At 38.8% G+C, this 21,416-nt stretch carries 23 protein-coding genes; 13 read left to right on the top strand and 10 right to left on the bottom strand.

Translation table 11 applies throughout. The annotated features are described in order from the left end of the window. Positions 1-6: 6 nt before the first annotated feature. The 3 genes from queC to dapD form a co-directional block, all read right to left on the bottom strand. Positions 7-675, bottom strand: coding sequence for a 7-cyano-7-deazaguanine synthase QueC (queC, locus tag ACK1JC_RS10775; RefSeq protein ID WP_409511874.1), 669 nt, complete (start codon positions 673-675; stop codon positions 7-9). Positions 676-705: 30 nt separating this feature from the next. Continuing rightward, positions 706-1,416 carry a 7-carboxy-7-deazaguanine synthase QueE gene (gene queE / locus ACK1JC_RS10780; protein WP_409511875.1) on the bottom strand — a complete coding sequence of 237 codons (711 nt, stop codon included), beginning with the start codon at positions 1,414-1,416 and terminating at the stop codon, positions 706-708. A 110-nt stretch (positions 1,417-1,526) separates the two neighbouring features. Further along, entirely contained in the window at positions 1,527-2,348 is an 822-nt protein-coding gene (gene dapD, locus ACK1JC_RS10785; RefSeq protein WP_409511876.1) for a 2,3,4,5-tetrahydropyridine-2,6-dicarboxylate N-succinyltransferase, read from the bottom strand. A gap of 314 nt (positions 2,349-2,662) precedes the next feature. Here dapD and carO point away from each other — a divergent pair, with 314 nt between their 5' ends. Next, a complete protein-coding gene (carO, locus tag ACK1JC_RS10790; protein ID WP_409511877.1) occupies positions 2,663-3,391 on the top strand; it encodes an ornithine uptake porin CarO in 729 nt (242 codons plus the stop codon). 78 nt (positions 3,392-3,469) lie between these two features. Here the strand turns inward: carO and ACK1JC_RS10795 are convergent, their stop codons facing one another. From ACK1JC_RS10795 to ACK1JC_RS10820, 6 genes are all read right to left on the bottom strand, one after another. Then, the gene (locus ACK1JC_RS10795; protein ID WP_409511878.1) at positions 3,470-4,399 is read right to left on the bottom strand and encodes a CysB family HTH-type transcriptional regulator; all 930 of its coding nucleotides are present in this window, start codon (positions 4,397-4,399) and stop codon (positions 3,470-3,472) included. Between the two features lie 60 nt (positions 4,400-4,459). Further along, positions 4,460-5,521, bottom strand: a complete 1,062-nt coding sequence (locus tag ACK1JC_RS10800) for a sulfate/molybdate ABC transporter ATP-binding protein (RefSeq protein WP_409511879.1) — start codon at positions 5,519-5,521, stop codon at positions 4,460-4,462. A gap of 11 nt (positions 5,522-5,532) precedes the next feature. Next, the gene (gene cysW / locus ACK1JC_RS10805) at positions 5,533-6,420 is read right to left on the bottom strand and encodes a sulfate ABC transporter permease subunit CysW (RefSeq protein ID WP_409511880.1); all 888 of its coding nucleotides are present in this window, start codon (positions 6,418-6,420) and stop codon (positions 5,533-5,535) included. Continuing rightward, positions 6,417-7,250, bottom strand: a complete 834-nt coding sequence (cysT, locus tag ACK1JC_RS10810) for a sulfate ABC transporter permease subunit CysT (RefSeq protein WP_409511881.1) — start codon at positions 7,248-7,250, stop codon at positions 6,417-6,419. The genes cysW and cysT overlap by 4 nt, the downstream gene beginning before the upstream one ends. 78 nt (positions 7,251-7,328) lie before the next feature. Next, entirely contained in the window at positions 7,329-7,934 is a 606-nt protein-coding gene (locus ACK1JC_RS10815; RefSeq protein ID WP_409511882.1) for an RBBP9/YdeN family alpha/beta hydrolase, read from the bottom strand. Positions 7,935-7,980: 46 nt separating this feature from the next. Then, entirely contained in the window at positions 7,981-8,985 is a 1,005-nt protein-coding gene (locus ACK1JC_RS10820; RefSeq protein ID WP_409511883.1) for a sulfate ABC transporter substrate-binding protein, read from the bottom strand. 165 nt (positions 8,986-9,150) lie between these two features. Between ACK1JC_RS10820 and pabC the strand changes: the two genes are divergently transcribed. From pabC to ACK1JC_RS10840, 4 genes are all read left to right on the top strand, one after another. After that, positions 9,151-9,987, top strand: a complete 837-nt coding sequence (gene pabC, locus ACK1JC_RS10825) for an aminodeoxychorismate lyase (RefSeq protein WP_409511884.1) — start codon at positions 9,151-9,153, stop codon at positions 9,985-9,987. Next, complete coding sequence (gene mltG, locus ACK1JC_RS10830) at positions 9,980-11,044, top strand: endolytic transglycosylase MltG (RefSeq protein ID WP_409511885.1); 1,065 nt, start codon at positions 9,980-9,982, stop codon at positions 11,042-11,044. The genes pabC and mltG overlap by 8 nt, the downstream gene beginning before the upstream one ends. Positions 11,045-11,053: 9 nt before the next feature. After that, positions 11,054-11,653: a dTMP kinase gene (tmk, locus tag ACK1JC_RS10835; protein WP_409511886.1), complete on the top strand. Its 600-nt coding sequence runs from the start codon at positions 11,054-11,056 to the stop codon at positions 11,651-11,653. Positions 11,654-11,752: 99 nt separating this feature from the next. Then, positions 11,753-12,172, top strand: coding sequence for a PaaI family thioesterase (locus ACK1JC_RS10840; RefSeq protein WP_409511887.1), 420 nt, complete (start codon positions 11,753-11,755; stop codon positions 12,170-12,172). 80 nt (positions 12,173-12,252) lie between these two features. On the opposite strand, the gene nadB is transcribed toward ACK1JC_RS10840, so the two are convergent. Then, complete coding sequence (nadB, locus tag ACK1JC_RS10845; RefSeq protein WP_409511888.1) at positions 12,253-13,917, bottom strand: L-aspartate oxidase; 1,665 nt, start codon at positions 13,915-13,917, stop codon at positions 12,253-12,255. Positions 13,918-14,153: 236 nt separating this feature from the next. Here nadB and ACK1JC_RS10850 point away from each other — a divergent pair, with 236 nt between their 5' ends. The 8 genes from ACK1JC_RS10850 to ACK1JC_RS10885 all read left to right on the top strand — a co-directional run bounded on the left by ACK1JC_RS10850 (position 14,154) and on the right by ACK1JC_RS10885 (position 21,394). Then, positions 14,154-15,545 carry a Do family serine endopeptidase gene (locus ACK1JC_RS10850; protein WP_409511889.1) on the top strand — a complete coding sequence of 464 codons (1,392 nt, stop codon included), beginning with the start codon at positions 14,154-14,156 and terminating at the stop codon, positions 15,543-15,545. Positions 15,546-15,712: 167 nt separating this feature from the next. Beyond that, positions 15,713-16,150, top strand: coding sequence for an acyl-CoA thioesterase (locus ACK1JC_RS10855; protein WP_409511890.1), 438 nt, complete (start codon positions 15,713-15,715; stop codon positions 16,148-16,150). A 210-nt stretch (positions 16,151-16,360) separates the two neighbouring features. Beyond that, entirely contained in the window at positions 16,361-18,178 is a 1,818-nt protein-coding gene (gene lepA, locus ACK1JC_RS10860) for a translation elongation factor 4 (protein ID WP_409511891.1), read from the top strand. Positions 18,179-18,204: 26 nt separating this feature from the next. Next, complete coding sequence (gene lepB, locus ACK1JC_RS10865) at positions 18,205-19,059, top strand: signal peptidase I (protein WP_409511892.1); 855 nt, start codon at positions 18,205-18,207, stop codon at positions 19,057-19,059. Positions 19,060-19,089: 30 nt separating this feature from the next. Continuing rightward, the gene (locus ACK1JC_RS10870) at positions 19,090-19,464 is read left to right on the top strand and encodes a DUF4845 domain-containing protein (RefSeq protein ID WP_409511893.1); all 375 of its coding nucleotides are present in this window, start codon (positions 19,090-19,092) and stop codon (positions 19,462-19,464) included. Next, positions 19,436-20,128 (top strand): ribonuclease III, encoded by a 693-nt coding sequence (gene rnc / locus ACK1JC_RS10875; RefSeq protein ID WP_409511894.1) that lies wholly within the window; start codon positions 19,436-19,438, stop codon positions 20,126-20,128. Before ACK1JC_RS10870 ends, rnc begins: the two co-directional genes overlap by 29 nt. Positions 20,129-20,133: 5 nt before the next feature. Beyond that, complete coding sequence (gene era, locus ACK1JC_RS10880) at positions 20,134-21,162, top strand: GTPase Era (RefSeq protein WP_409511895.1); 1,029 nt, start codon at positions 20,134-20,136, stop codon at positions 21,160-21,162. Between the two features lie 40 nt (positions 21,163-21,202). Further along, entirely contained in the window at positions 21,203-21,394 is a 192-nt protein-coding gene (locus ACK1JC_RS10885; RefSeq protein WP_409511896.1) for an NF038104 family lipoprotein, read from the top strand. Positions 21,395-21,416: the final 22 nt, after the last annotated feature.

Consider the following 21,416-nt stretch of genomic DNA (forward strand, 5'->3'; position numbering starts at 1 on the left):
CTATTATTACGGTATATAGCGTGTAGGATCTGTTACACCTGCATCAGCAAAACCTTGTTTGCGTAAACGGCAGCTATCACATTTTCCACAAGCACGTCCCTGGTCGTCAGCTTGGTAGCATGACACTGTTTGACTGTAGTCTACGCCATGTTCTATACCCAAGCGAATGATATTTGCTTTGGATAAATGTAACAGAGGTGTTTCAAATTTAAGTGGTTTTCCTTCCACGCCAACTTTGGTTGCAAGGCGCGCCATATTGGCAAAGGCATCAATAAACTCAGGACGGCAATCAGGGTAACCTGAATAATCAACAGCATTAATACCAATGACAATGGCTTGTGCATCAAATACTTCGGCAGCTGCAAGCGCATAAGACAAGAAAATGGTGTTACGTGCAGGCACATAAGTAATTGGGATACCAGCTTGTTCATGATCTGGGATTTCAATACTATGATCGGTGAGGGCAGAACCACCCAAATTACCTAAATCAATATTGATTACACGGTGTTCCACACCAGCACGTTGAGTTAATGCACGGGCAGCATCTAACTCAGTTGTTGAGCGTTGACCATACATAAAGCTGATTGCAATACAGTCGTAATTGGCTTGAGCCCAAGCTAAACAAGTGGTGGAATCTAAACCACCTGACAATAAAACGATCGCACGAGGACGCATAACACTTCTCCAATTTTATAACAGGGCGGATTAACGACCAGTTTCATCATTCCATAACAATTTATGCAATTGTAATTGAAAGCGAACAGGGAGTTGGTCGTCTAAAATCCATTGCGCTAAATCACGCGCTAAAGCAGGTAGCCGAGCTGTATTTTTTTCGACAGCAAAAGCTGGTGAAAACCACACAGTACTGACCCGCTCATTTAACTCAAATTCTGCAACTTGCTGTTTTGACCATTCGTAATCCTCACGATTACAGATGACAAACTTAATTTGATCATGTGGGGTTAAATGATCAAGGTTACTTAAAAGATTACGTGTGTGCTCACCAGATGTAGGCGTTTTGAGATCGAGCACTTTTGATACACGTGTATCTACAGAAGATACATCAAGTGCACCACTTGTTTCGAGTGAAACATCAAAACCTAAATCACATAATTGTTGTAATAATGGAATGCAATTTGGCTGTGCAAGTGGTTCACCGCCTGTAACACAAATATAAGGGGTATTAAAATCTGTTGCGGTTTGGATAATACTGTCCAATGACTGACGTTGACCACCCTCAAAAGAATAAGTTGTATCGCAGTAGGTGCAGCGTAAAGGGCAACCCGTTAAACGAATAAAAACAGTCGGTAAGCCTGCTGCATTGGCTTCACCTTGTAGGGAATAAAAAATCTCCGTAATACGTAAACCCGCAGACGGATCAGAAACAGGAATAGCAGAAGAGCGGAGAGTATTCATAACATTTACCACAGTGTACAAAATGAAAAATCTCTACGATCAGAATTGACCGTAGAGACGAGAAGCTATTACGCCATTAGGCGGCGAAAGTTCCGCAAGAAATAAAAGAATTAGTCTTCGCGAAGTAAGTCGTTTAAGCTCGTTTTTGAACGAGTTTTTGCATCAACTTTTTTCACAATAATTGCAGCGTAAAGGCTGTAAGTACCGCATTTAGACGGTAAGCTACCCGCAACAACAACTGAACCTGCTGGGACACGACCATAGTGAACTTCGCCAGTTGCACGGTCAAAGATTTTAGTTGATTGACCAATGAATACACCCATTGAAATCACAGAACCTTCTTCAACAATCACGCCTTCAACAATTTCAGAACGTGCACCAATGAAGCAGTTATCTTCAATAATGGTCGGGTTTGCTTGAAGTGGCTCAAGAACACCACCAATACCTACGCCACCTGACAAGTGTACATTTTTACCAATTTGAGCACATGAACCAACAGTTGCCCATGTATCAACCATAGTACCTTCATCAACATATGCACCAATGTTCACATATGAAGGCATCAAGATCACGCCTTTTGCTTGGAAAGAACCTTTACGTGCAACAGCAGGAGGTACTACACGTACGCCAGCGGCTTTAAATTGTTCTTCAGTCCAACCTGTAAACTTAGTATCAACTTTGTCATAGAACTGAAGGTCGCATGATTCAATTGGTTTGTTGTCGTTGAGTTTAAACGATAATAATACCGCTTTTTTCAACCATTGATGAACAATCCATTCACCGTCAATTTTTTCAGCGACACGTAATGTACCGTTATCTAAAGCTGAAATCGCTTCTTCAACTGCAGTACGGATTTCAGCTGGACAATCTGCCGCTGTGAAATTTGCACGGTTTTCAAATGCTTGCTCGATGATCGTTGAAAGCTGAGACATGATCTTCTCTTTCCAAAAAATTTTACAGATTCTACACCAAATTGGTTGGTAAATTCTCTAAAAATCAAATCACAATGCTAAAAGTAGTAAATAAAAAAATAGCGCTTACAGAAATGTATAAAAGCTGAAAAAATTTGTAAATTTTAAGCGTTTAAATACCGATACTTATACTAAATTGTATCAAAAGTTAACATAATTAAGCAAAAATTCATCAAGAAGTCACCTTTTTATCAGGGGTTTTGAACTAAGATAAAACTGAAATCAAAAAAACATGAATGAATTAAATAACAAGCTCAATTTTTGAGGAGATACAAATGAAAGTGTTTAAACTTTTTGCGATTACAGCAGCATTAACTGCATCTGGTTTTGCAATGGCAGATTATCAAGTGGTTGATAGCGGTAAAACTTTTGATACAAACCAACTCATTCCAACAGGTGCGCGTGTAGAAGTCGGTACGACAGGTTACGGTGGTGCACTTTTATGGACAGCTAATCCATATGTTGGTTTGGCACTGGGTTATAACGGGGGAGATATTTCTTGGTCAGATGATTTATCTATCAATGGTACAAAATACGATGTAGATATGGATAATAAGCTTGCGTATTTAAATGCGGAGATTCGTCCATGGGGTACAAGTCAAAGCCGTTGGGCTCAAGGGGTGTATGTAGCCGCTGGTGTGGGCTATATCGATTCTGAATATGATCTTAGCAAACGTTCAAGTGATGGCGTAATTAAAGTGAATGGTAATAACTATAACTTTAATGGTGAAGTGAATGGTAAAATGGATTATGAGAACAAAATTTCCCCATATGTCGGTTTAGGTTTTGCACCTAAAATTAATAAAAACTGGGGTGTATTTGGTGAGGTTGGTGCATATTACACAGGTAATCCTAATGTGAATTTACAATCTCGCGGAGATTTTGTAAATGTCAATGGTGCAGATTTCGATAGAGATTTAGCCGCTGAAGAAGATAAAATTAGTAATGATGACAAGTACCAATGGTTACCAGTTGGTAAAGTGGGTGTAAGTTTCCATTGGTAAGTTTTGATCCGAATGTAATGTAACAAAAAAACAGGCATAAGCCTGTTTTTTTGTTGTTGGGGTTATTAAAAATATGTTTTAGTCTTCAGGGTAAGCAATTTTTTTCAATGCTTTAACATCGGCATCGGGTGCACAAATAGAAATGAATTCATAGCCGTAACCACGTAGAAGATGTCCTTTACGGACAGCTATCCATGTTGTATTGACTCCAAATAAATCGGTATCAATTTGTTTTAAACGATGATCACGTTCAGTATCATAAGCCACATCATTGACAATACCGACACCCATACCGAGTTCAACGTAGGTTTTAATGACATCGGCATCGAGCGCTGACATCACAATATCGGCATTGAGTCCTGCATCATCAAAAGCAGTATCAATTTTAGAACGTCCTGTGAAACCACCGTGGTAGGTAATAATTGGATATTGAGCCAATTTTTCTAAAGTGATTTCTCTTGGATTAAGCTGTGCTAATGGGTGATCATTAGGTGTAATGATGCAGTGCTTCCAATTATAAAATGACACACTTCCTAAATTATCTTCAGCCATGAGTGATTCAGTTGCAATACCAATATCAGCTAGACCCAGTAACAGCATTTCAACAATTTCAGTCGGGCTTGCTTGTTGCAAAATCAAATGGACTTTTGGAAATAATTTTTTAAATGCATTGACGATAGGTGGAAGAACGTAACGAGCTTGAGTATGTGTTGTTGCAATCGTTAATGTTCCTTCATCGACTTTATTAAAGTCATCAGCAAGGCGTTTAATATTATCTGAATCAATGAGCATGCGTTCAACAATACTGAGCAGTGCTTGACCAGGTTCTGTTAAACCCAATAAGCGTTTACCTTTACGGACAAAAAGTTGAACACCCAGCTCATCTTCAAGGTCTTTAATGTGTTTACTCACGCCCGATTGAGAGGTGTAGAGTGCAGCCGAAGCTTCGGTTAAATTATAATTTTGACGAACTGTTTCTCGGATAATTCTTAATTGCTGAAAGTTCATGTTCTTCGATACCTTAAATAAGGATGAGTCAGCTAATGTGCTGCTCATCCTGAGGTTGTATTACGCAACCTGATTTGCAAAAAGATGTAGTGCAGATGCGCTGATCCATACGGTTTGGTTTGGTCGGAACTGATGTAATTTAGCATCTTCCGAACTGAGTGCAATTTCAATCAGATTACCTGCGCTGTCTTGTAACTCAGCCATGATTTTTCCTGCAATCCAAATTTCACGTAAGAAGGTTGCTTGGAATGCATTTTCAGTCGGTTGTGCATGAATACGTAATTCATGTGGGCGTGCAAAAGCAACCACCTGACCGTCTGATACATTTTGTGGCTCAGGCAGTTGAATGCTGTCAGAACCGATTTGAATCAGTCCTTGAGATTTCGTACCTTCAAAACGATTGGCTTGACCCAAGAAGTCAAAGACAAATGGCGTGGTCGGATTTTCATACACTTCTCGTGGTGAACCAATTTGTTCGATATCACCTTTGTTCATCACCACAATTTGGTCAGCAACTTCAAGTGCTTCCTCTTGATCATGTGTCACAAAAATAGAAGTGATATGTAATTCATCATGTAAAGTACGTAACCAACGGCGTAATTCTTTACGGACTTTAGCATCGAGGGCACCAAAAGGTTCATCAAGTAAAAGTACACGGGGTTCAACCGCCAAGGCGCGTGCAAGCGCAATACGTTGACGCTGACCACCTGAAAGCTGAGCAGGGTAACGATCAGCAAGGAAGCCAAGTTGTACCAAATCAAGCAAACGTGTCACACGCTTTTTAATTTCTGCTTCATTTGGACGTGTTGCGCGTGGACGTACACGTAAACCAAAAGCAATGTTGTCAAATACAGTCATATGACGGAACAAAGCATAATGTTGAAATACAAAGCCGACTTGGCGTTCACGAACGTGAATATTCGTGGCATCTTGACCTTCTAAAATCACCTGACCTTTGTCTGCAGATTCAAGACCAGCAATGATGCGAAGCAGTGTTGTTTTACCACAACCCGATGGTCCAAGTAATGCAACCAACTGACCTTCAGGAAAGTCTAAAGAGATGTCTTTAAGTGCATGGAACGCACCAAAATGTTTTTCAATATTTTTAACTTGAATACTCATAATGTAATTCCTTAAACAGTTGCATCGTCATTGCGTCGGTCTTGTTTTTCCTGACGGATTTCAACCCACGTTTTTAAAATTAGGGTAAGAATCGCAAGCAGAGCAAGCAGCGATGACACAGCAAATGCTGCACTAAACGTATATTCGTTATATAAAATTTCAACATGGAGAGGCAATGTATTGGTTTCACCACGAATGTGACCAGAAACGACAGAAACTGCACCAAACTCACCCATTGCACGGGCATTACACAGAATGATGCCGTAAATCAGACCCCATTTAATATTGGGTAAAGTCACATTCCAAAATGTTTGCCAACCAGATGCACCTAGTACAATTGCTGCTTCTTCTTCCTCTGTGCCTTGTGCTTCCATTAGAGGAATCAATTCACGAGCAACAAAAGGGACGGTAATGAATATAGTCGCCAATACAATTGCAGGAGTCGCATACAAAATCTTGATGTCATTGTCCATCAACCAACCGCCGAACCAACCTTGTGAACCAAAAATCAACACAAGCATTAAACCTGCAATTACAGGTGATACTGAAAATGGTGTATCAATAATGGTGGTGAGAATAGCTTTACCACGAAAGTTAAATTTCGCCACACACCATGCAGCAGCAACACCAAATACCACGTTAAGTGGAACAGCAATAGCAGCAGTGAGTAATGTTAATTTAACAGCAGACAATGTATCAGGATTGACCAATGCTGAAAAATAAACAGCAACACCTTGTTTAAACGCTTCCACGAAAACTAAAATCAGAGGAAGAATTAAGCAACTTAAAAAGAAAATCATTGCAATGACAATAAGGGTGACTTTGACCCAAGTAGGTTCTCGTGTCGCATCTCGAGATTGTAATTTTTGTGCTAAAGCACTGCTAGAAGATGAACTCATCGTGCAGTTCTCCCTGTACGGCGACTTGCCCAAGCTTGAATAAGATTAATCAAAAAGAGAATAAAAAATGAAAGTACAAGCATCACCACAGCAATCGTGGTTGCACCAGCATAGTCATATTCTTCGAGGCGTGAAATGATCATCAATGGTGCAATTTCAGTTTCAAAAGGTTGATTACCTGCAATGAAAATCACTGAGCCGTATTCACCGACGCCCCGTGCAAATGCAAGTGCAAAGCCTGTCAGTAATGCAGGAAATAAAATTGGTAAAATGATTTTGGTGATAATTTGAAAACGATTTGCGCCAAGCGCAGATGCCGCTTCTTCAAGTTCGGTTTCTAAATCGGCAAGGACGGGTTGTACCGTACGTACCACAAAAGGAATACCAATAAAAATTAAGGCCAAGGTAATCCCAATCGGGGTATATGCGACTTTAATACCAATAGGTTCAAGGTATTGCCCAATCCAGCCTGTAGGTGCATACAGCGATGTGAGTGCAATACCTGCCACAGCCGTTGGCAGTGCAAAAGGTAAATCAACCAATGCGTCAACAATACGTTTGCCGGGAAAACTATAACGAACAAGGCACCAAGCAAGCAATAAACCAAAAACAACATTAATAAGTGCAGCAATAATCGCTGTACCAAAACTCAGTTGTAGTGATTTTAAAATTCGTTCAGAACTGAGGATTTCCCATAAACCATCCCAACCAATTCCAAGGGATTTGATGAATACGGCAGACAATGGGATCAGCACAATTAATGATAAATACGCTAGGGTGAAGCCTAGTGAAAGACCAAATCCTGGCAGCACTCTGGAACGCTGCGACATGAGAACTCCTCAAAGAGAGAAAGCTGACTGAAATCAGTGAGCTATAAAATAAATTTTGCCAAGCATAAAAGGCAGGGACTAAATTGCAAATTTAAAAAACAACTTGTTATCATCAATATTATTGATATAAGCGTGCTGTGGCTCACTGATGAGGTGGTCATAAATTTCTGGAAAAGATCCAAAACCTGAAGCAACATTGATGTGTCCGACTTGACCTAAGTTGCGAGGTTTAATTCGCCAAGCTTTCGCCAAAGCAAGTGCATCATCGAAGTTTAACCAAGGATCATTTTCAGAAATAATCATTTCAGTGGGTACGGCAATTTTGAGTTGATGAAAGTAAGCTGCATAATCATTTGGACTATTGCGTGCAAAACCATTCGCACCGAAGCGGGCAGGGTTAGCAGGCGCAACTAAAATCAATTTTTTGATTTTTGATGTAAGCTCTGGATGTTGTGCTAATGCAGCAACACTGGTCAAACAACCGAAACTATGTGCAACGATTTGGATTGGTGCTTCAGTTTTGGCAACTAAAGTCACAAAACTCTTCATCCAATCTTTGAGTATAGGAAGATTCCAATCCTTTTGTTGCACACGAGAGCAAGACATAAGTTCACGTTGTAACCAAGACTGCCAATGATCAGAATCACTGCCACCCACTCCCGGAACAATTATCGTGTGAATCATGTCTTTACTCCTTACTTTTACCTACGTGATGCGTATTGATTGATGATTATTTACTATTCTCTTTTACAATTTGATCAAATACACCGTTATTCTCAAAATGTTGCTTTTGAACTTTAGCCCAACCACCAAACTCTTTATCAATCGTTACCAGTTTTAAAGGTTTAAATACAGTGCTGTATTGCTTCAAAATGCTTGCATTACGTGGACGATAGTAATTTTTTGCTGCAATAGTTTGTCCCGCAGGCGAATACAAGAAGTTTAAGTAAGCTTTTGCGACATTGGCATTACCATCTTTTTGTACATTTTTTTCGACAATTGCTACAGGTGGCTCAGCCAAAATAGATAAAGTTGGTGTGATGATCTCAAATTTACCTGGTTGCTCACGTTGTGCTAAGAAAGCTTCATTTTCCCAAGCAAGTAACACATCACCAATACCGCGCTCGGCAAAGGTTGTGGTTGAACCACGTGCGCCTGAATCGAGTACTTTGGTTTGTTTGTAAATTTGACGAACAAAATCTTGTGCTTTTGCATCTGTGCCGTATTTATGTTTTGCCCAAGCCCATGCAGCAAGATAGTTCCAACGCGCACCACCTGAAGTTTTTGGATTTGGTGTCACAATTTCTACGCCTGGTTTAACCAAATCCCCCCAATCTTTAATGCCTTTTGGGTTGCCTTTACGTACAAGAAATACAATGGTTGATGTATATGGTGTTGAGTTTTGAGGGAATTTCTTTTGCCAATCTTTTGGAAGTAAATTCGTCTTTTCAGCAATTGCATCAATATCGGCAGCTAAAGCCAATGTAACAACATCTGCACTTAAGCCATCGATCACGGCGCGCGCTTGTTTACCTGAACCGCCGTGTGATTGTTTGAAGTTAATATCTTGCCCCGTACTTTTTTTCCAATAAGCACCGAACTGTTTATTAAAATCATCGTATAATTCACGAGTTGGATCATAAGAGACATTTAAAAAGTCTTTTGCAGCAAAAGTGATTGATGAAACAGAAACGAGAGCGACAAGTAAGCTTACTTTTAGTTTTGAAAATTGCATGGTGATTGTTCCCATATTTTTGTGAAGTTCATAAATATGGATGAAGCATAGCGGTTGTCTTTATTCATAAAAAATAATAAAAAATGAATTTTATATGAATATTTATGCTAATTGGTGTCGTAATTTAGAGGTGGATTATGCTGAATACAGGAAGGTTTTGATCAAATGTTATATCTTAAAAATGCTCAATGGGTTGATTCAGTTTCAATTTTAGATCGAGCATTTCAGTATGGTGATGGTTGTTTTACCACCGCACGTTTTCATCAAGATATTTTTGAGCTTGAAACCGCTCATCGAAATCGTTTGGTTGATTCGGCACATCGCTTATTGCTTGATGTAGATTTCACGTTAATCGATATTAGTATTGCATTATTAAGACAGCATTTTGAGCAGTTGAATGGCACATTAAAAATTATGCTTTCACGTGGAGAGGGCAATCGTGGCTATGCATTGCCTGAGCATCCTGCTGATATCTATGTTTTGTTTTATCCGCAAGAGACATCTGATTTTAAGTTTGAGCAGATCAATAGCGGTGTATTAGAGCGGAAAATGGGCTTAAATATGCCTGAATTGGTCGGTATAAAGACATTAAATCGACTTGAGCAAGTTATGTTGAAGCAAGAAGCTGTACAGAAACAGTGGTTAGAGGCATTGGCTTGCGATTTAAATGGGCAGATTGTTGAAGGTATAAGCAGTAATTGTCTTCTACGCATAAACAATACATGGGTTACGCCTGAACTTCGTTATAATGGTGTGCATGGTGTGATGCGTGCAGAAATTTTGCAACGTATGCAACAACATAGTATTGCTTGTGAGCGACGTCAGGTGAAAATTGATGAAATTCAAACTATACAAAGCTTATTTTTCTGTAATGCGCTGAGTCCCATGAAAGCTGTAGAGACATTTGACTTAGATGCATTTCAACAACGCAGATTAGACCTTCAACCTTGTGTTGAGTTATTTGAAACTTTAAAATTGAATCAGTTTAAGCCTTATGTCTAAAACCCAGCCTAAATCTAATAAAAAAGCACAGCAACAGCTTGCTCTAAAGCGTAAAAAGATTTTAAAAGTGATTGCAATAGCCCTTATTGCAATTCTCGTTGTTATTGGTATTGTTTTGAAAATGAGCTTGTTTAAACCTTTTCCTGTAGCAGGAGAAAAACAAAAGCTTTCAGTGACTAATGGTGAAAATTATACTCGTTTTATTGACCAACAAGCACAAGATGGTAAGGTTAGCTTTCCACTTGTTCTAAAGTTATATCGTAAATTTTTCATACACGACACCATGAAAGCAGGTGTATATGAAGTAACTCAGGGCATGAGTTATCGTCAAGTTTTGGAAATGGTTTCTAATGCTGAAAATGCGCAAATGAATCGCATTTTGGTCATTGAAGGAACAACTGCTAAAGATTTAATCAAAGCACTCAAAAAAGACAGCTTGGTTGTGCATGAGGTGACAAACCTACCAACTCGTGAAATGTTGCAAGCGCTTAATATTCCTTTTGAGCATCCTGAAGGATTATTTGCCCCCGATACGTATTTTTTTGCAAAAGAAACTTCAGATAAACAAATTTTATTAGATTTGTATCAGCGTCAAATGAAAATTTTAGACGATGCTTGGGAAAAACGTGATCCAACTGTGCCGTATAAAACCAAATATGAGGCGTTGATTATGGCGTCAATTATCGAGAAAGAAACCAGTGTTGATCGTGAATTAGAACAAGTTTCAGGTGTTTTTGTGCGTCGTTTAAAATTGGGGATGCGTTTGCAAACAGATCCAACTGTAATTTATGGTATGGGTGATCAATATAAAGGTAATATTACCAAGCAAGATTTACGCACACCAACAGTATATAATACATATACTATCAATGGCTTACCGCCAACACCAATTGCACTTCCAAGCAAAAAAGCCATTGAAGCTGCAATGCATCCTGATAATTCAGACAATATTTACTTTGTGGCAACAGGCAATGGTGGTCATAAATTTACCGCTAATTTGTCTGATCACAACCAAGCAGTGCAAGAATACCGCGCTGTTATGCAATCTAAAAATTAAGGAGCGGTGATGTTTATTAGTTTTGAAGGCACCGAAGGTGTAGGAAAAACCACACTGATCCAAAAATTGTATGATCATTTTCAGTTTGCAGGTAAAGATGTTGTTTTAACTCGTGAGCCAGGTGGAACACCGCTTGCTGAGCAAATTCGTTCTTTATTACTTTCAGTCAATCATGATGAAAAAATGAGTCATGATACTGAGTTGCTCTTGATGTATGCCGCACGTGCGCAACATTTAGAACGTGTGATTTTACCTGCATTGGCAGAAGGTAAAATTGTTCTGTGTGACCGTTTTAGTGATTCAAGTTTTGCCTATCAATGTGCAGGGCGGGGGTTAAGTCGTGACAAGTTACAGTTACTAAATATTAACTTTGTCGCTAAAATGCCTGATATTACGTTTTGGTTAGATGCACCTATTGAACTTGGGATGACTCGTGCACGTGAGCGCGGTGCATTAGATCGTTTTGAACAAGAAAAAATCAGCTTCTTTGAAAAAGTTCGTACAGGTTTTGAGGAAATTCATCAAAATGAACCTGAGCGTATGAAACGCTTGGATGCGACTCAAGTGCCTGAACAGGTCTTTAAAGATGCTTTGTCTTATCTGAATTAATATTTTGTTTACTTGATAAAATAGAACCATTGGGTTCATGTTTTTCAATGATAAAGTCTTTATATTTTGATGTACAAAAGAACATAAAGATGGAATTTCATGAAAAGTAATAAACAAGAAATTATTCAATTTTTACAGCAATACTTCCCACAAAGTTTGGAAAAGTGTGAAATCGAAGAAGTCACTGATTGCGGTGCAACCATGTTATGGCATGTTGGTGGCAATGATTTACGTCCAGGTGGCACGATTTCAGGACCAACTATGATGACACTTGCCGATTTTGCCATGTATGTTGCTATTTTAGGTGAAATTGGCATTATTGGTTTGGCTGTGACTACCAACATGAATATCAATTTTTTACGCAAGCCTTCAGGTGGTGTTGATTTGCGTGGGGTATGTAAATTGATGAAAGTAGGTAAAGTCTTAATTGTGGCTGAAGTTTGGATTTATTCTATAGATCAGGATGAACCTGTTGCGCATGTGACAGGAACCTATTCAATTCCACCGCAAAAATCTTAATTGATATCTTTGATACATAAAATTTGATGAATAAAAATGCCTGAATTAATCAGGCATTTTTTATGGTCTTAATCGACTGATTAAGCAATCGATGCGACTTGAGATAAATCGACATTGACCAATGGTGTTTCAATGCCAAAATCAGGTGGCGTTAAAATGGTTTTTCTTAATTCATTGGACTGTTCAGGATAATCAAGCGTGTAATGCAAGCCACGAGATTCTTTGCGCTGCATCGCACAACGTACAATCATTTCTGAAACCAAGACCAAATTACGCAGTTCAATTAAGTTTTTACTCACATGGTAATCTTGATAGTATTCGGTAATTTCACGCTTCAACATTTCAATGCGGTGCAAGGCACGTTGTAGACGTTTTGTAGTTCGTACAATACCGACATAGTTCCACATGGTCTGTCGTAATTCATCCCAGTTCTGTAAAATTACGACATCTTCATCGGCATTAGTCACTTGTGTCGCATCCCATTCAGGTACAGTCGGTGCTTTGAAATGCTGATTCGATTGCTCGGTCATATGTTTTGCTGCACTCATACCATAAACAAAGCACTCTAATAAAGAGTTACTCGCCATACGATTTGCACCGTGTAACCCTGTATAAGAGGTTTCACCAATCGCATATAGACCGGCAATATCAGTTTGACTGTGTTCATCAACCACAACACCGCCACAGGTATAGTGTGCAGCAGGTACAACAGGAATCATTTCTGTAGTGATATCAATGCCGAGTTCAAGTAGACGTGCATATAAAGTTGGAAAATGTTCTTTCACAAATTCAGGGGGCTGATGGGTAATGTCTAACCATACATGACGGATACCTAAACGTTTAATTTCATGGTCAATGGTACGAGCAACAATGTCACGAGGAGCAAGTTCAGCACGCTCATCAAAACGGAGCATAAAGCGTTCACCATCAGGCAAACGTAAATATGCACCTTCGCCTCGCATGGCTTCAGTAATTAAAAAGGAGCGAGCTTGAGGATGATACAAACAGGTGGGATGGAATTGGTTGAACTCCATATTGGCAACCCGACAACCTGCACGGTAAGCCATCGCAATCCCATCACCTGTGGCAATGTCGGGATTGGAGGTATATAAATAGGCTTTCATGGCACCACCACAAGCAAGGGCAGTAAAGGGTGCTAAAAATGTATGAACTTTTTCATTGGCTTCGTCGAGTGCATAAAGTCCTACAGCACGATTTTCGACATCAAATTGTCCGAGTTTTTGTGTGGTAATGAGGTCAATAGCAATAAAATTTTCAAAGATACTAATGTTTTCTTTTTGTTGTGCACGCTCAACCAAAGTGGTCGAAATAGCTTTGCCTGTAGCATCTGCGGCATGAATAATTCGACGTTGTGAATGTCCACCTTCACGGGTTAAATGCAATTGAGCATCATGATCTAATGTAAATTGAACACCTTGTTCAAGCAGAAAATCTACAGAAGGACGACCCCCTTCAACGGTTTGGCGAACTGCATCTATTTCACACAAATGCGAACCTGCAATCATGGTGTCATCAATATGTTGCTGAATAGAATCAGTTTTATCTAAAACCGCAGCGACACCTCCTTGAGCAAAATAGGTGCTTGCATCGGTAAGGGTTGATTTAGCTAAAACTGCAATTTTAAAATGATCAGGTAGAGACAATGCTAGGCTTAGCCCTGCGCCACCACTCCCCACAACGATGACATCAAATTGATGTGATGTTTCGAAATTAGACATGTCCATCAGCTAATTTAAAAAAGTCCGATCATCACACTCTTTTTTTGATCAAAATTCAATAGCTTTATGAGGCAAAAGCGTACTTTTGGCAGATTAATTTAATAAAATATTCATTTAGGCTTAATACTTACTTAAGTAAGCAATTGTTTTATAAAACATCGCAACATATTATTACGCAAAGATATAATTTTGTATGTTACAAACAGTTTTATTAAAAATATCACAGATGGGTTCAAATATTTATGAATAGTCGCCTAATACAAAACGGAATGTATGCCGCTGTTTTTACTGTTGCAGTAACCCAAGCACAGGCAGCCACCCCAGTTGATTTTTCTAATTTAGTTGAGCAAGTTAGTCCTGCTGTTGTGAGTGTCAATGTTGTAAAAAAAATGACTCAGGAAGAGCTTTTACAACAACAAGTGCCTGAGATTTTAAAACGCTTCTTTGGTAATCAGATCATTATTCCACAGCAACAAGCCCCACAAGAAAAAACAGCGTATGGTAGTGCATTTTTTATCAGTAAAGATGGTTATTTATTGACAAACCACCATGTGGTGGAGGATGCATCTAAAGTTACGATTATGTTGAATGATCGCCGTGAAATTGATGCCACCGTGGTCGGAAGTGATGCACGCACAGACGTTGCATTATTAAAAGTAGAGGGCAATAATTTTCCATCGCTTGCAACAGGCAATGTTGATCAGCTTAAAGTTGGACAGCCTGTACTTGCGATTGGTTCGCCTTTTGGTTTTGATTATTCTGCATCGGCAGGGATTGTGAGTGCTAAATCTCGTAATATGATGGGTGAAACCTCAGTACCGTTTATTCAGACCGATGTAGCATTAAATCCAGGTAATTCAGGTGGGCCATTGTTTAATCAACAAGGTCAAGTGATTGGTGTGAACTCACGAATTTTTAGTGGGACAGGCGGTTACATGGGCTTGTCATTCTCTATCCCTATTGATGTGGCAATGGATGTTGCAGATCAGTTAAAGAAAAATGGTAAAGTAACACGTTCATATTTGGGTGTGATGTTACAAGATATTGATCGTAATTTGGCTGAAGCTTATAAATTACCAAAACCTGAAGGTTCATTGATTACACAGGTCGCTTCGGGTTCTCCAGCAGATAGAGCTGGTTTTAGATCGGGCGATGTGATTATGAAATATAATGGCTCACCAATTTCAAGAACCTCAGAATTACTCAATTATTTGAACCGAACTCAGCCAAATCAAAATATTCAGCTTGAAGTTTTACGTGATGATAAAGCGAAAGTCATTTCGGCAACATTAACTTCAGCGCCAGATGATACCCCAGCAAAAGCTGAGAATACCAATACGGCAAAACCGCAAAAAGGTCCTATATTGGGCGTGTCTATTCGTGCCTTATCGGATGTTGAAAAGAGCCGTTTAAATATCAAGGGTGGTGTGTTGATTCAAGATGTAGTGCGAGGCGGTTTGGCATATCAATCAAATATTCAAGCGGGTGATGTGATTACTCAAGTTAATAATATAAAAGTTGATAACCCTAATGATTTTGTTTCAGCAGTTTCAGAATTAAAGAAAAATACAGTGGCTCGTGTTGCTATTGTCCGTGAAGGTCAGCACGCAATATTGGGTTTACGCATTCAATAATTGTTAATTGTTTTGTCACAATAAATGATTGTTGGTTGTTTTATGAAAGATGAATGAAGATTCAATCAACCACTTTTCGGAGTGGTTTTTTGTTGCCAAAGATTTCAACTTGGCGAGTACTTTGTTAAATTGCCGATAAAATACTTGAAAAATCACAGGATGGATACGTGAGCACCTCATATTTTGATCTAAAAATTACCGTCAAACCTGAGCATATTGATGTGTTAGGGCATGTTAATAATGTAGTTTATGTGGCATGGATGCAAGATGTCGCAACAGCACATATTGAGGCATTAGGTGTTGGTCTTGAACAATATTTAGAGCTAAAGCATGCTATGGTTGCAGTAGAGCATCATGTTCAATATCGAAAAGCTGCAATGCTTGGTGATGATGTGATTCTGCGGACATGGTTCTATGATATCAATGCCTTATATTCTTTTCGTCAGTATGCATTTTTCCGAGCAAGTGACAAAAGCGTACTTTTTACGGGCAATACCAAGTGGGCATGTATTGAAATTGCAACAGGGCGACCAAAACGGATGTCACCGACATTTATTCAGGCTTATCAACCGTTAAATTCTGAACTTGATCCGTATCATTTTTAGAAAAGCCATATATTAATTGTGTTGAGTCGTGATTTGTGAAGGTTACTATATTGACGGTTGAAAACGGTACATTGAAATAATTATTTAACTGCTATGATTAATATGAATACTTTAAAAAAGTCATCTGCTATAATCTCACGCAATTTATTAATCGCTTTTGTTGTGTATTTTCTTTTTGTACGCAACGCAATTGAATGTTCAAGGTAGCCCATGGCGCAAGCTAAAAAATCTGTAGATATTAAAAATATCCGTAATTTCAGTATTATTGCTCATATTGACCACGGCAAGTCGACACTTGCTGATCGTTTTATTCAAACGTGTGGTGGTTTGCAAGATCGGGAAATGCAAGCGCAAGTTCTTGACTCTATGGATATTGAGCGTGAACGTGGGATTACCATTAAAGCGGCTTCAGTTACGCTGTATTATACGCATCCAAATGGTGAAGAGTATCAACTCAACTTTATTGATACCCCAGGACACGTTGACTTTTCCTATGAAGTATCTCGTTCGTTAGCGGCATGCGAAGGTGCGTTATTGGTTGTTGATGCTGCACAGGGTGTAGAAGCACAATCGGTAGCAAACTGTTATACAGCCATTGAGCAAGGTCTTGAAGTTCTACCTGTTTTGAACAAGATTGATTTACCTCAAGCAGAACCTGAGCGTGTTATTGAAGAAATTGAAAATATTATTGGTGTTGAAGCAACAGAAGCACCAACATGTTCTGCAAAAACTGGTTTAGGCGTTGAGGACGTTTTAGAAACACTAGTCAATGTTATTCCACCACCAACAGGTGATCGTGATGCTGCATTACAAGCCCTAATTGTTGACTCATGGTTCGATAACTATCTTGGTGTGGTTTCTCTTGTTCGTGTGAAGCATGGTCGTATTCGCAAAGGCGATAAAATGCTTGTAAAATCAACAGGTCAAACGCACATTGTGACATCTGTGGGTATTTTTAACCCGAAACATACAGAAACAGGTATGTTGGAAGCGGGTGAAGTTGGCTTTGTGATTGCAGGTATTAAAGATATTTTTGGTGCGCCAGTGGGCGATACCATTACTTTATCGAATACTCCAGAAGTTGAAGTTTTACCAGGATTTAAAAAGGTTAAACCACAGGTTTATGCGGGTTTATTCCCTATTGACGCTAGTGATTTTGAACCGTTCCGTGAAGCTTTACATAAACTTCAAATTAACGATTCTGCACTTTTCTTTGAACCTGAAAGTTCAGATGCTTTAGGTTTTGGTTTCCGTTGTGGCTTCTTGGGTATGCTCCACATGGAAATCGTACAAGAGCGTTTAGAGCGTGAATACGATCTTGATTTGATTTCTTCTGCACCGACTGTAATTTATGAAGCATTGATGAAAAATGGCGAAACGATTTATATCGATAGTCCATCTAAAATGCCTGAAGGTTCTACAGTTGAAGATTTACGTGAGCCAATTGCTGAATGTAATATTCTTGTTCCGCAAGAGTATTTGGGTAATGTGATGACTTTATGTGTTGAACGTCGTGGCGTTCAGAAAGATATGAAGTTTGTCAGTAACCAAGTTGCAATCACGTTTGAAATACCAATGGCTGAAGTGGTGATGGATTTCTTTGATAAATTGAAATCTTGTTCACGTGGCTTTGCATCACTTGATTATAACTTTGTACGTTTCGAAAGTTCATCTTTGGTTAAAGTTGATGTGTTAATTAATGGTGATAAAGTCGACGCTTTAGCTATGATTTGTCACCGTAATGATGCGCGTCATCGTGGTATTGCACTCGTTGAAAAGATGAAAGACTTGATTCCGCGTCAAATGTTTGATGTGGCGATTCAAGCTGCCATTGGTGCACAAATTATTGCGCGTTCTACTGTGAAAGCAATGCGTAAAAACGTATTGGCTAAATGTTATGGTGGTGACGTTTCTCGTAAGAAGAAACTTCTCTCTAAACAGAAAGAAGGTAAGAAACGCATGAAGCAAGTGGGTAGTGTTGAAATCCCACAAGAAGCGTTCCTTGCTGTGTTGAAAGTAGATAGATAAAATAAGAGAAAAAGGTCAGATAGCTCATGGATTTTGATTTTAATTTAATACTCGTTCCTGCAACGCTGTTGTTTTTTGGCATTTGGCTGCTCGATAAATTTGTTTTCAAGCAACGTGCAGAAAAGGGGCGTGGTAATGAAAATTTCATTATTTCATGGGCATATGATTTTTGGCCAGTTTTAGCAGTTGTATTGGTGTTGCGTTCATTTTTCTTTGAACCATTTAATATTCCATCGGACTCTATGGTACCTACCTTAGAAACTGGTGATTATATTTTGGTGAATAAATATCAGTATGGTGTACGTTTACCGATTACCAATACAAAAATTTTAGATATTGGCGAGCCGAAACGTGGTGATGTTGCGGTATTTCGTTATCCAGCAAATCCAAAAATTAGTTATATCAAACGTATTATTGGTTTACCTGGTGATAAAATAGAATCGGATCATGGTCAGTTATTCATTAATGGTCAGAAAGTGACACAAACGCCAACCCAGTTTAGTCGCCCGAAAGATATTTATGATACAGCACAGTCGATCTATTATTATGAAACGATGGGTGAGCATAAGCACTTGGTGCGTTTACTTGAAGGTCAAAATACGCTTGTTTCAGCATTTAATTATGCACAGAAAAAACAAGATTTACCTTATGTTGCCAAAGCTAATGATCGTTTTGTAAAATCTAATGGGGAAAATTGGGAAGTGATTGTACCAAAAGGACATTACTTTGCTATGGGTGATAACCGTGATCAAAGTGCTGATAGTCGTTTTTGGGGTTTTGTACCTGAAGAGAACTTAACAGGTCATGCGATTTATATTTGGATGCATAAGGAACCGGGTTTGAAAGTTCCTTCATTCAGTCGTAATGGTACAATTGACTAATTATATTGCAGCGAAAGACGGATAATAAAAATGCGCAAGACTCAACAAGGTGTATCCTATATCGGGATTTTATTAGGGGTGGTTGCTTTTGCTTTTATGGCAAAGATTGTAATCGCAGTATGGCCATCTTATTGGGATGATCGTGTGATTGATGGGCAGATTGCTGAGTTGGTTAAAAGTAGTCCAAATGATATTACACCATCTAATTTTATCAATCAGATGGATAAACGTTTAGTCATGAACAATATCCATGATATTCATTTCAAAGATATTGCGACTGTTTCAACAAAAAATGGTTTAGAAGTGATGAAAAAATATGAAGTGCGAAAAAAATTCATGCTGAATATTGATATCATCCTAACATTCGAGAAGAGTTTTGATCAAAGGTCAGTTCAAAGTAAGTGATCCACGCTTACTCAGCCGTATCGGTTATCAGTTTAAAAACATTGAATTACTTCAATTAGCACTGACACACCGATCGGTCAGTCATAAAACCAATTATGAACGCTTAGAGTTTTTGGGTGATGCATTGTTGGGTATGATCATTGCAAATTATCTATATCATGCTTACCCAAACGAAAATGAAGGTCGCTTGACACGCATGCGAGCGACTTTGGTTCGTCAGGAAGCATTAGGGAAAATTGCACATGATCTTAAACTTAGTCATAGTTTGATTTTAAGTACGGGGGAGTTGAAATCAGGTGGTCATCACCGAGAATCAATTTTAGCCGATACAGTAGAATCAATTATTGGGGCAATTTATACTGATTGTCAGGATTTGCCCCAACTACAGAATATTGTTTTAAAATGGTATGAACCTTATTTAGAACATATTGAGCCAACAGATCAGTTGAAAGATCCTAAATCACGCTTACAAGAGTATTTACAAGCACGTAAAAAACCTCTCCCGGTTTACGAGGTTGTAGATATTCAGGGCGATGCACCTAATCAACATTTCAAAGTGGAATGTGAAGTGGCAGGTTTACCTGTCATGATGGGCGAAGGCTTAAGTCGCCGCTTTGCTGAACAGGCAGTGGCGGCAGAATTTTTAAAATTACTGGAGCAGTAATCTACATGAATACACATTCCGATCACATCGATGCTGATCACGAGTCGCAAGACAGCGGCAATGATTTAATTAATCAATTCTTTAGCGAGCAAGGCACAGAAATTCCTGCGGACTATAAAAGTGGTTTTGTTGCCATTGTTGGGCGACCAAACGTGGGTAAATCGACATTAATGAACCATATTTTAGGTCAAAAATTATCGATTACCTCACGTAAGCCACAAACGACTCGTCATAAAATTGTTGGTATTGATAGTCGTGAAAAATCTCAAGCTGTTTTTGTTGATACACCAGGTATGCACAAAAAAGAAGTGCGTGCTATCAATAAAATGATGAATAAAGCAGCTTCTTCTGCATTGCGTGATGTAAATCTTGTGTTGTTTGTACTCGATGCAGACAAGTGGACACAAAATGATGAATTGGTTTTAGAAAAACTAAAGAATGCGGATATGCCTGTGATTCTAGTTATCAATAAAATTGATACACTTGAAAATAAAAATCATGCATTACCGCTGATTCAAGAACGTGCAAAATTGATGAATTTTGCTGAAATTGTTCCAGTATCTGCGCTTCGTGGTGCAAATCTAGATCATTTACGTAATACAATTGAGAAATATTTGCCGTTTCAACCACCACTGTATTCACTTGAGCAAATTACAGATCGCTCTGAGCGTTTCTTAGCATCAGAAGTGATTCGTGAAAAAATCATGCGTCAGTTGGGTGAAGAGCTACCTTACGATTTGACAGTACAGATTGAATCATTTAAGACAGAAGATGCGACTGTCAATGAAAAAACAGGTCGTCCAAAGCCTGCTTGTACTTATATTGATGCCACTATTTTTGTAGATCGTTCAGGTCAGAAAGCAATCGTGATTGGTGAAAAAGGTGCTAAGCTGAAAAAAATTGGTATGGATGCACGTGTCGACATGGAGAAAATGTTCGAACAAAAAATCATGCTAACGCTTTGGGTTAAAGTTAAAGGCGGTTGGTCCGATGATGAGCGTGCACTGAAAAGTTTGGGTTATAGCGATATTTAATCGTTAAGTCCTTCATTCGAGCGATAAATAAGGAACTGTGATGATTCGTATTTTTACTGTGTTGACATGTGTATTCATGTTGCAAGGATGTATTCACAAACTTGTTACAGTTCCTGTTAAAGCTGCGTATGGTGTGACTAAAGGTGTCGTTAAAGGTACGGCTGCTGTCGTTGGCGCAGTCATTCCTGATGGCGATGATGAAGATGAAAAGAAGAAAGATAAAGACGATTAATATCCAATAAAGTGATCGTTGA

This window comes from Acinetobacter sp. TY2 (genome assembly GCF_046269225.1).
GTDB lineage: Bacteria > Pseudomonadota > Gammaproteobacteria > Pseudomonadales > Moraxellaceae > Acinetobacter.

What these genes read in the sequence shown, in the direction of transcription:
- queE (WP_409511875.1), bottom strand. Translation starts at nt 1,416, where the DNA reads ATGAATACTCTCCGCTCTTCTGCTATTCCTGTTTCTGATCCGTCTGCG.
- era (WP_409511895.1), top strand. Translation starts at nt 20,134, where the DNA reads ATGAATACACATTCCGATCACATCGATGCTGATCACGAGTCGCAAGAC.
- ACK1JC_RS10840 (WP_409511887.1), top strand. Translation starts at nt 11,753, where the DNA reads ATGAAAAGTAATAAACAAGAAATTATTCAATTTTTACAGCAATACTTC.
- ACK1JC_RS10850 (WP_409511889.1), top strand. Translation starts at nt 14,154, where the DNA reads ATGAATAGTCGCCTAATACAAAACGGAATGTATGCCGCTGTTTTTACT.
- queC (WP_409511874.1), bottom strand. Translation starts at nt 675, where the DNA reads ATGCGTCCTCGTGCGATCGTTTTATTGTCAGGTGGTTTAGATTCCACC.
- lepA (WP_409511891.1), top strand. Translation starts at nt 16,361, where the DNA reads ATGGCGCAAGCTAAAAAATCTGTAGATATTAAAAATATCCGTAATTTC.
- cysW (WP_409511880.1), bottom strand. Translation starts at nt 6,420, where the DNA reads ATGAGTTCATCTTCTAGCAGTGCTTTAGCACAAAAATTACAATCTCGA.
- ACK1JC_RS10795 (WP_409511878.1), bottom strand. Translation starts at nt 4,399, where the DNA reads ATGAACTTTCAGCAATTAAGAATTATCCGAGAAACAGTTCGTCAAAAT.
- ACK1JC_RS10870 (WP_409511893.1), top strand. Translation starts at nt 19,090, where the DNA reads ATGCGCAAGACTCAACAAGGTGTATCCTATATCGGGATTTTATTAGGG.
- mltG (WP_409511885.1), top strand. Translation starts at nt 9,980, where the DNA reads ATGTCTAAAACCCAGCCTAAATCTAATAAAAAAGCACAGCAACAGCTT.
- cysT (WP_409511881.1), bottom strand. Translation starts at nt 7,250, where the DNA reads ATGTCGCAGCGTTCCAGAGTGCTGCCAGGATTTGGTCTTTCACTAGGC.
- pabC (WP_409511884.1), top strand. Translation starts at nt 9,151, where the DNA reads ATGTTATATCTTAAAAATGCTCAATGGGTTGATTCAGTTTCAATTTTA.
- ACK1JC_RS10885 (WP_409511896.1), top strand. Translation starts at nt 21,203, where the DNA reads ATGATTCGTATTTTTACTGTGTTGACATGTGTATTCATGTTGCAAGGA.
- ACK1JC_RS10815 (WP_409511882.1), bottom strand. Translation starts at nt 7,934, where the DNA reads ATGATTCACACGATAATTGTTCCGGGAGTGGGTGGCAGTGATTCTGAT.
- nadB (WP_409511888.1), bottom strand. Translation starts at nt 13,917, where the DNA reads ATGGACATGTCTAATTTCGAAACATCACATCAATTTGATGTCATCGTT.
- ACK1JC_RS10820 (WP_409511883.1), bottom strand. Translation starts at nt 8,985, where the DNA reads ATGCAATTTTCAAAACTAAAAGTAAGCTTACTTGTCGCTCTCGTTTCT.
- ACK1JC_RS10800 (WP_409511879.1), bottom strand. Translation starts at nt 5,521, where the DNA reads ATGAGTATTCAAGTTAAAAATATTGAAAAACATTTTGGTGCGTTCCAT.
- lepB (WP_409511892.1), top strand. Translation starts at nt 18,205, where the DNA reads ATGGATTTTGATTTTAATTTAATACTCGTTCCTGCAACGCTGTTGTTT.
- carO (WP_409511877.1), top strand. Translation starts at nt 2,663, where the DNA reads ATGAAAGTGTTTAAACTTTTTGCGATTACAGCAGCATTAACTGCATCT.
- dapD (WP_409511876.1), bottom strand. Translation starts at nt 2,348, where the DNA reads ATGTCTCAGCTTTCAACGATCATCGAGCAAGCATTTGAAAACCGTGCA.
- tmk (WP_409511886.1), top strand. Translation starts at nt 11,054, where the DNA reads ATGTTTATTAGTTTTGAAGGCACCGAAGGTGTAGGAAAAACCACACTG.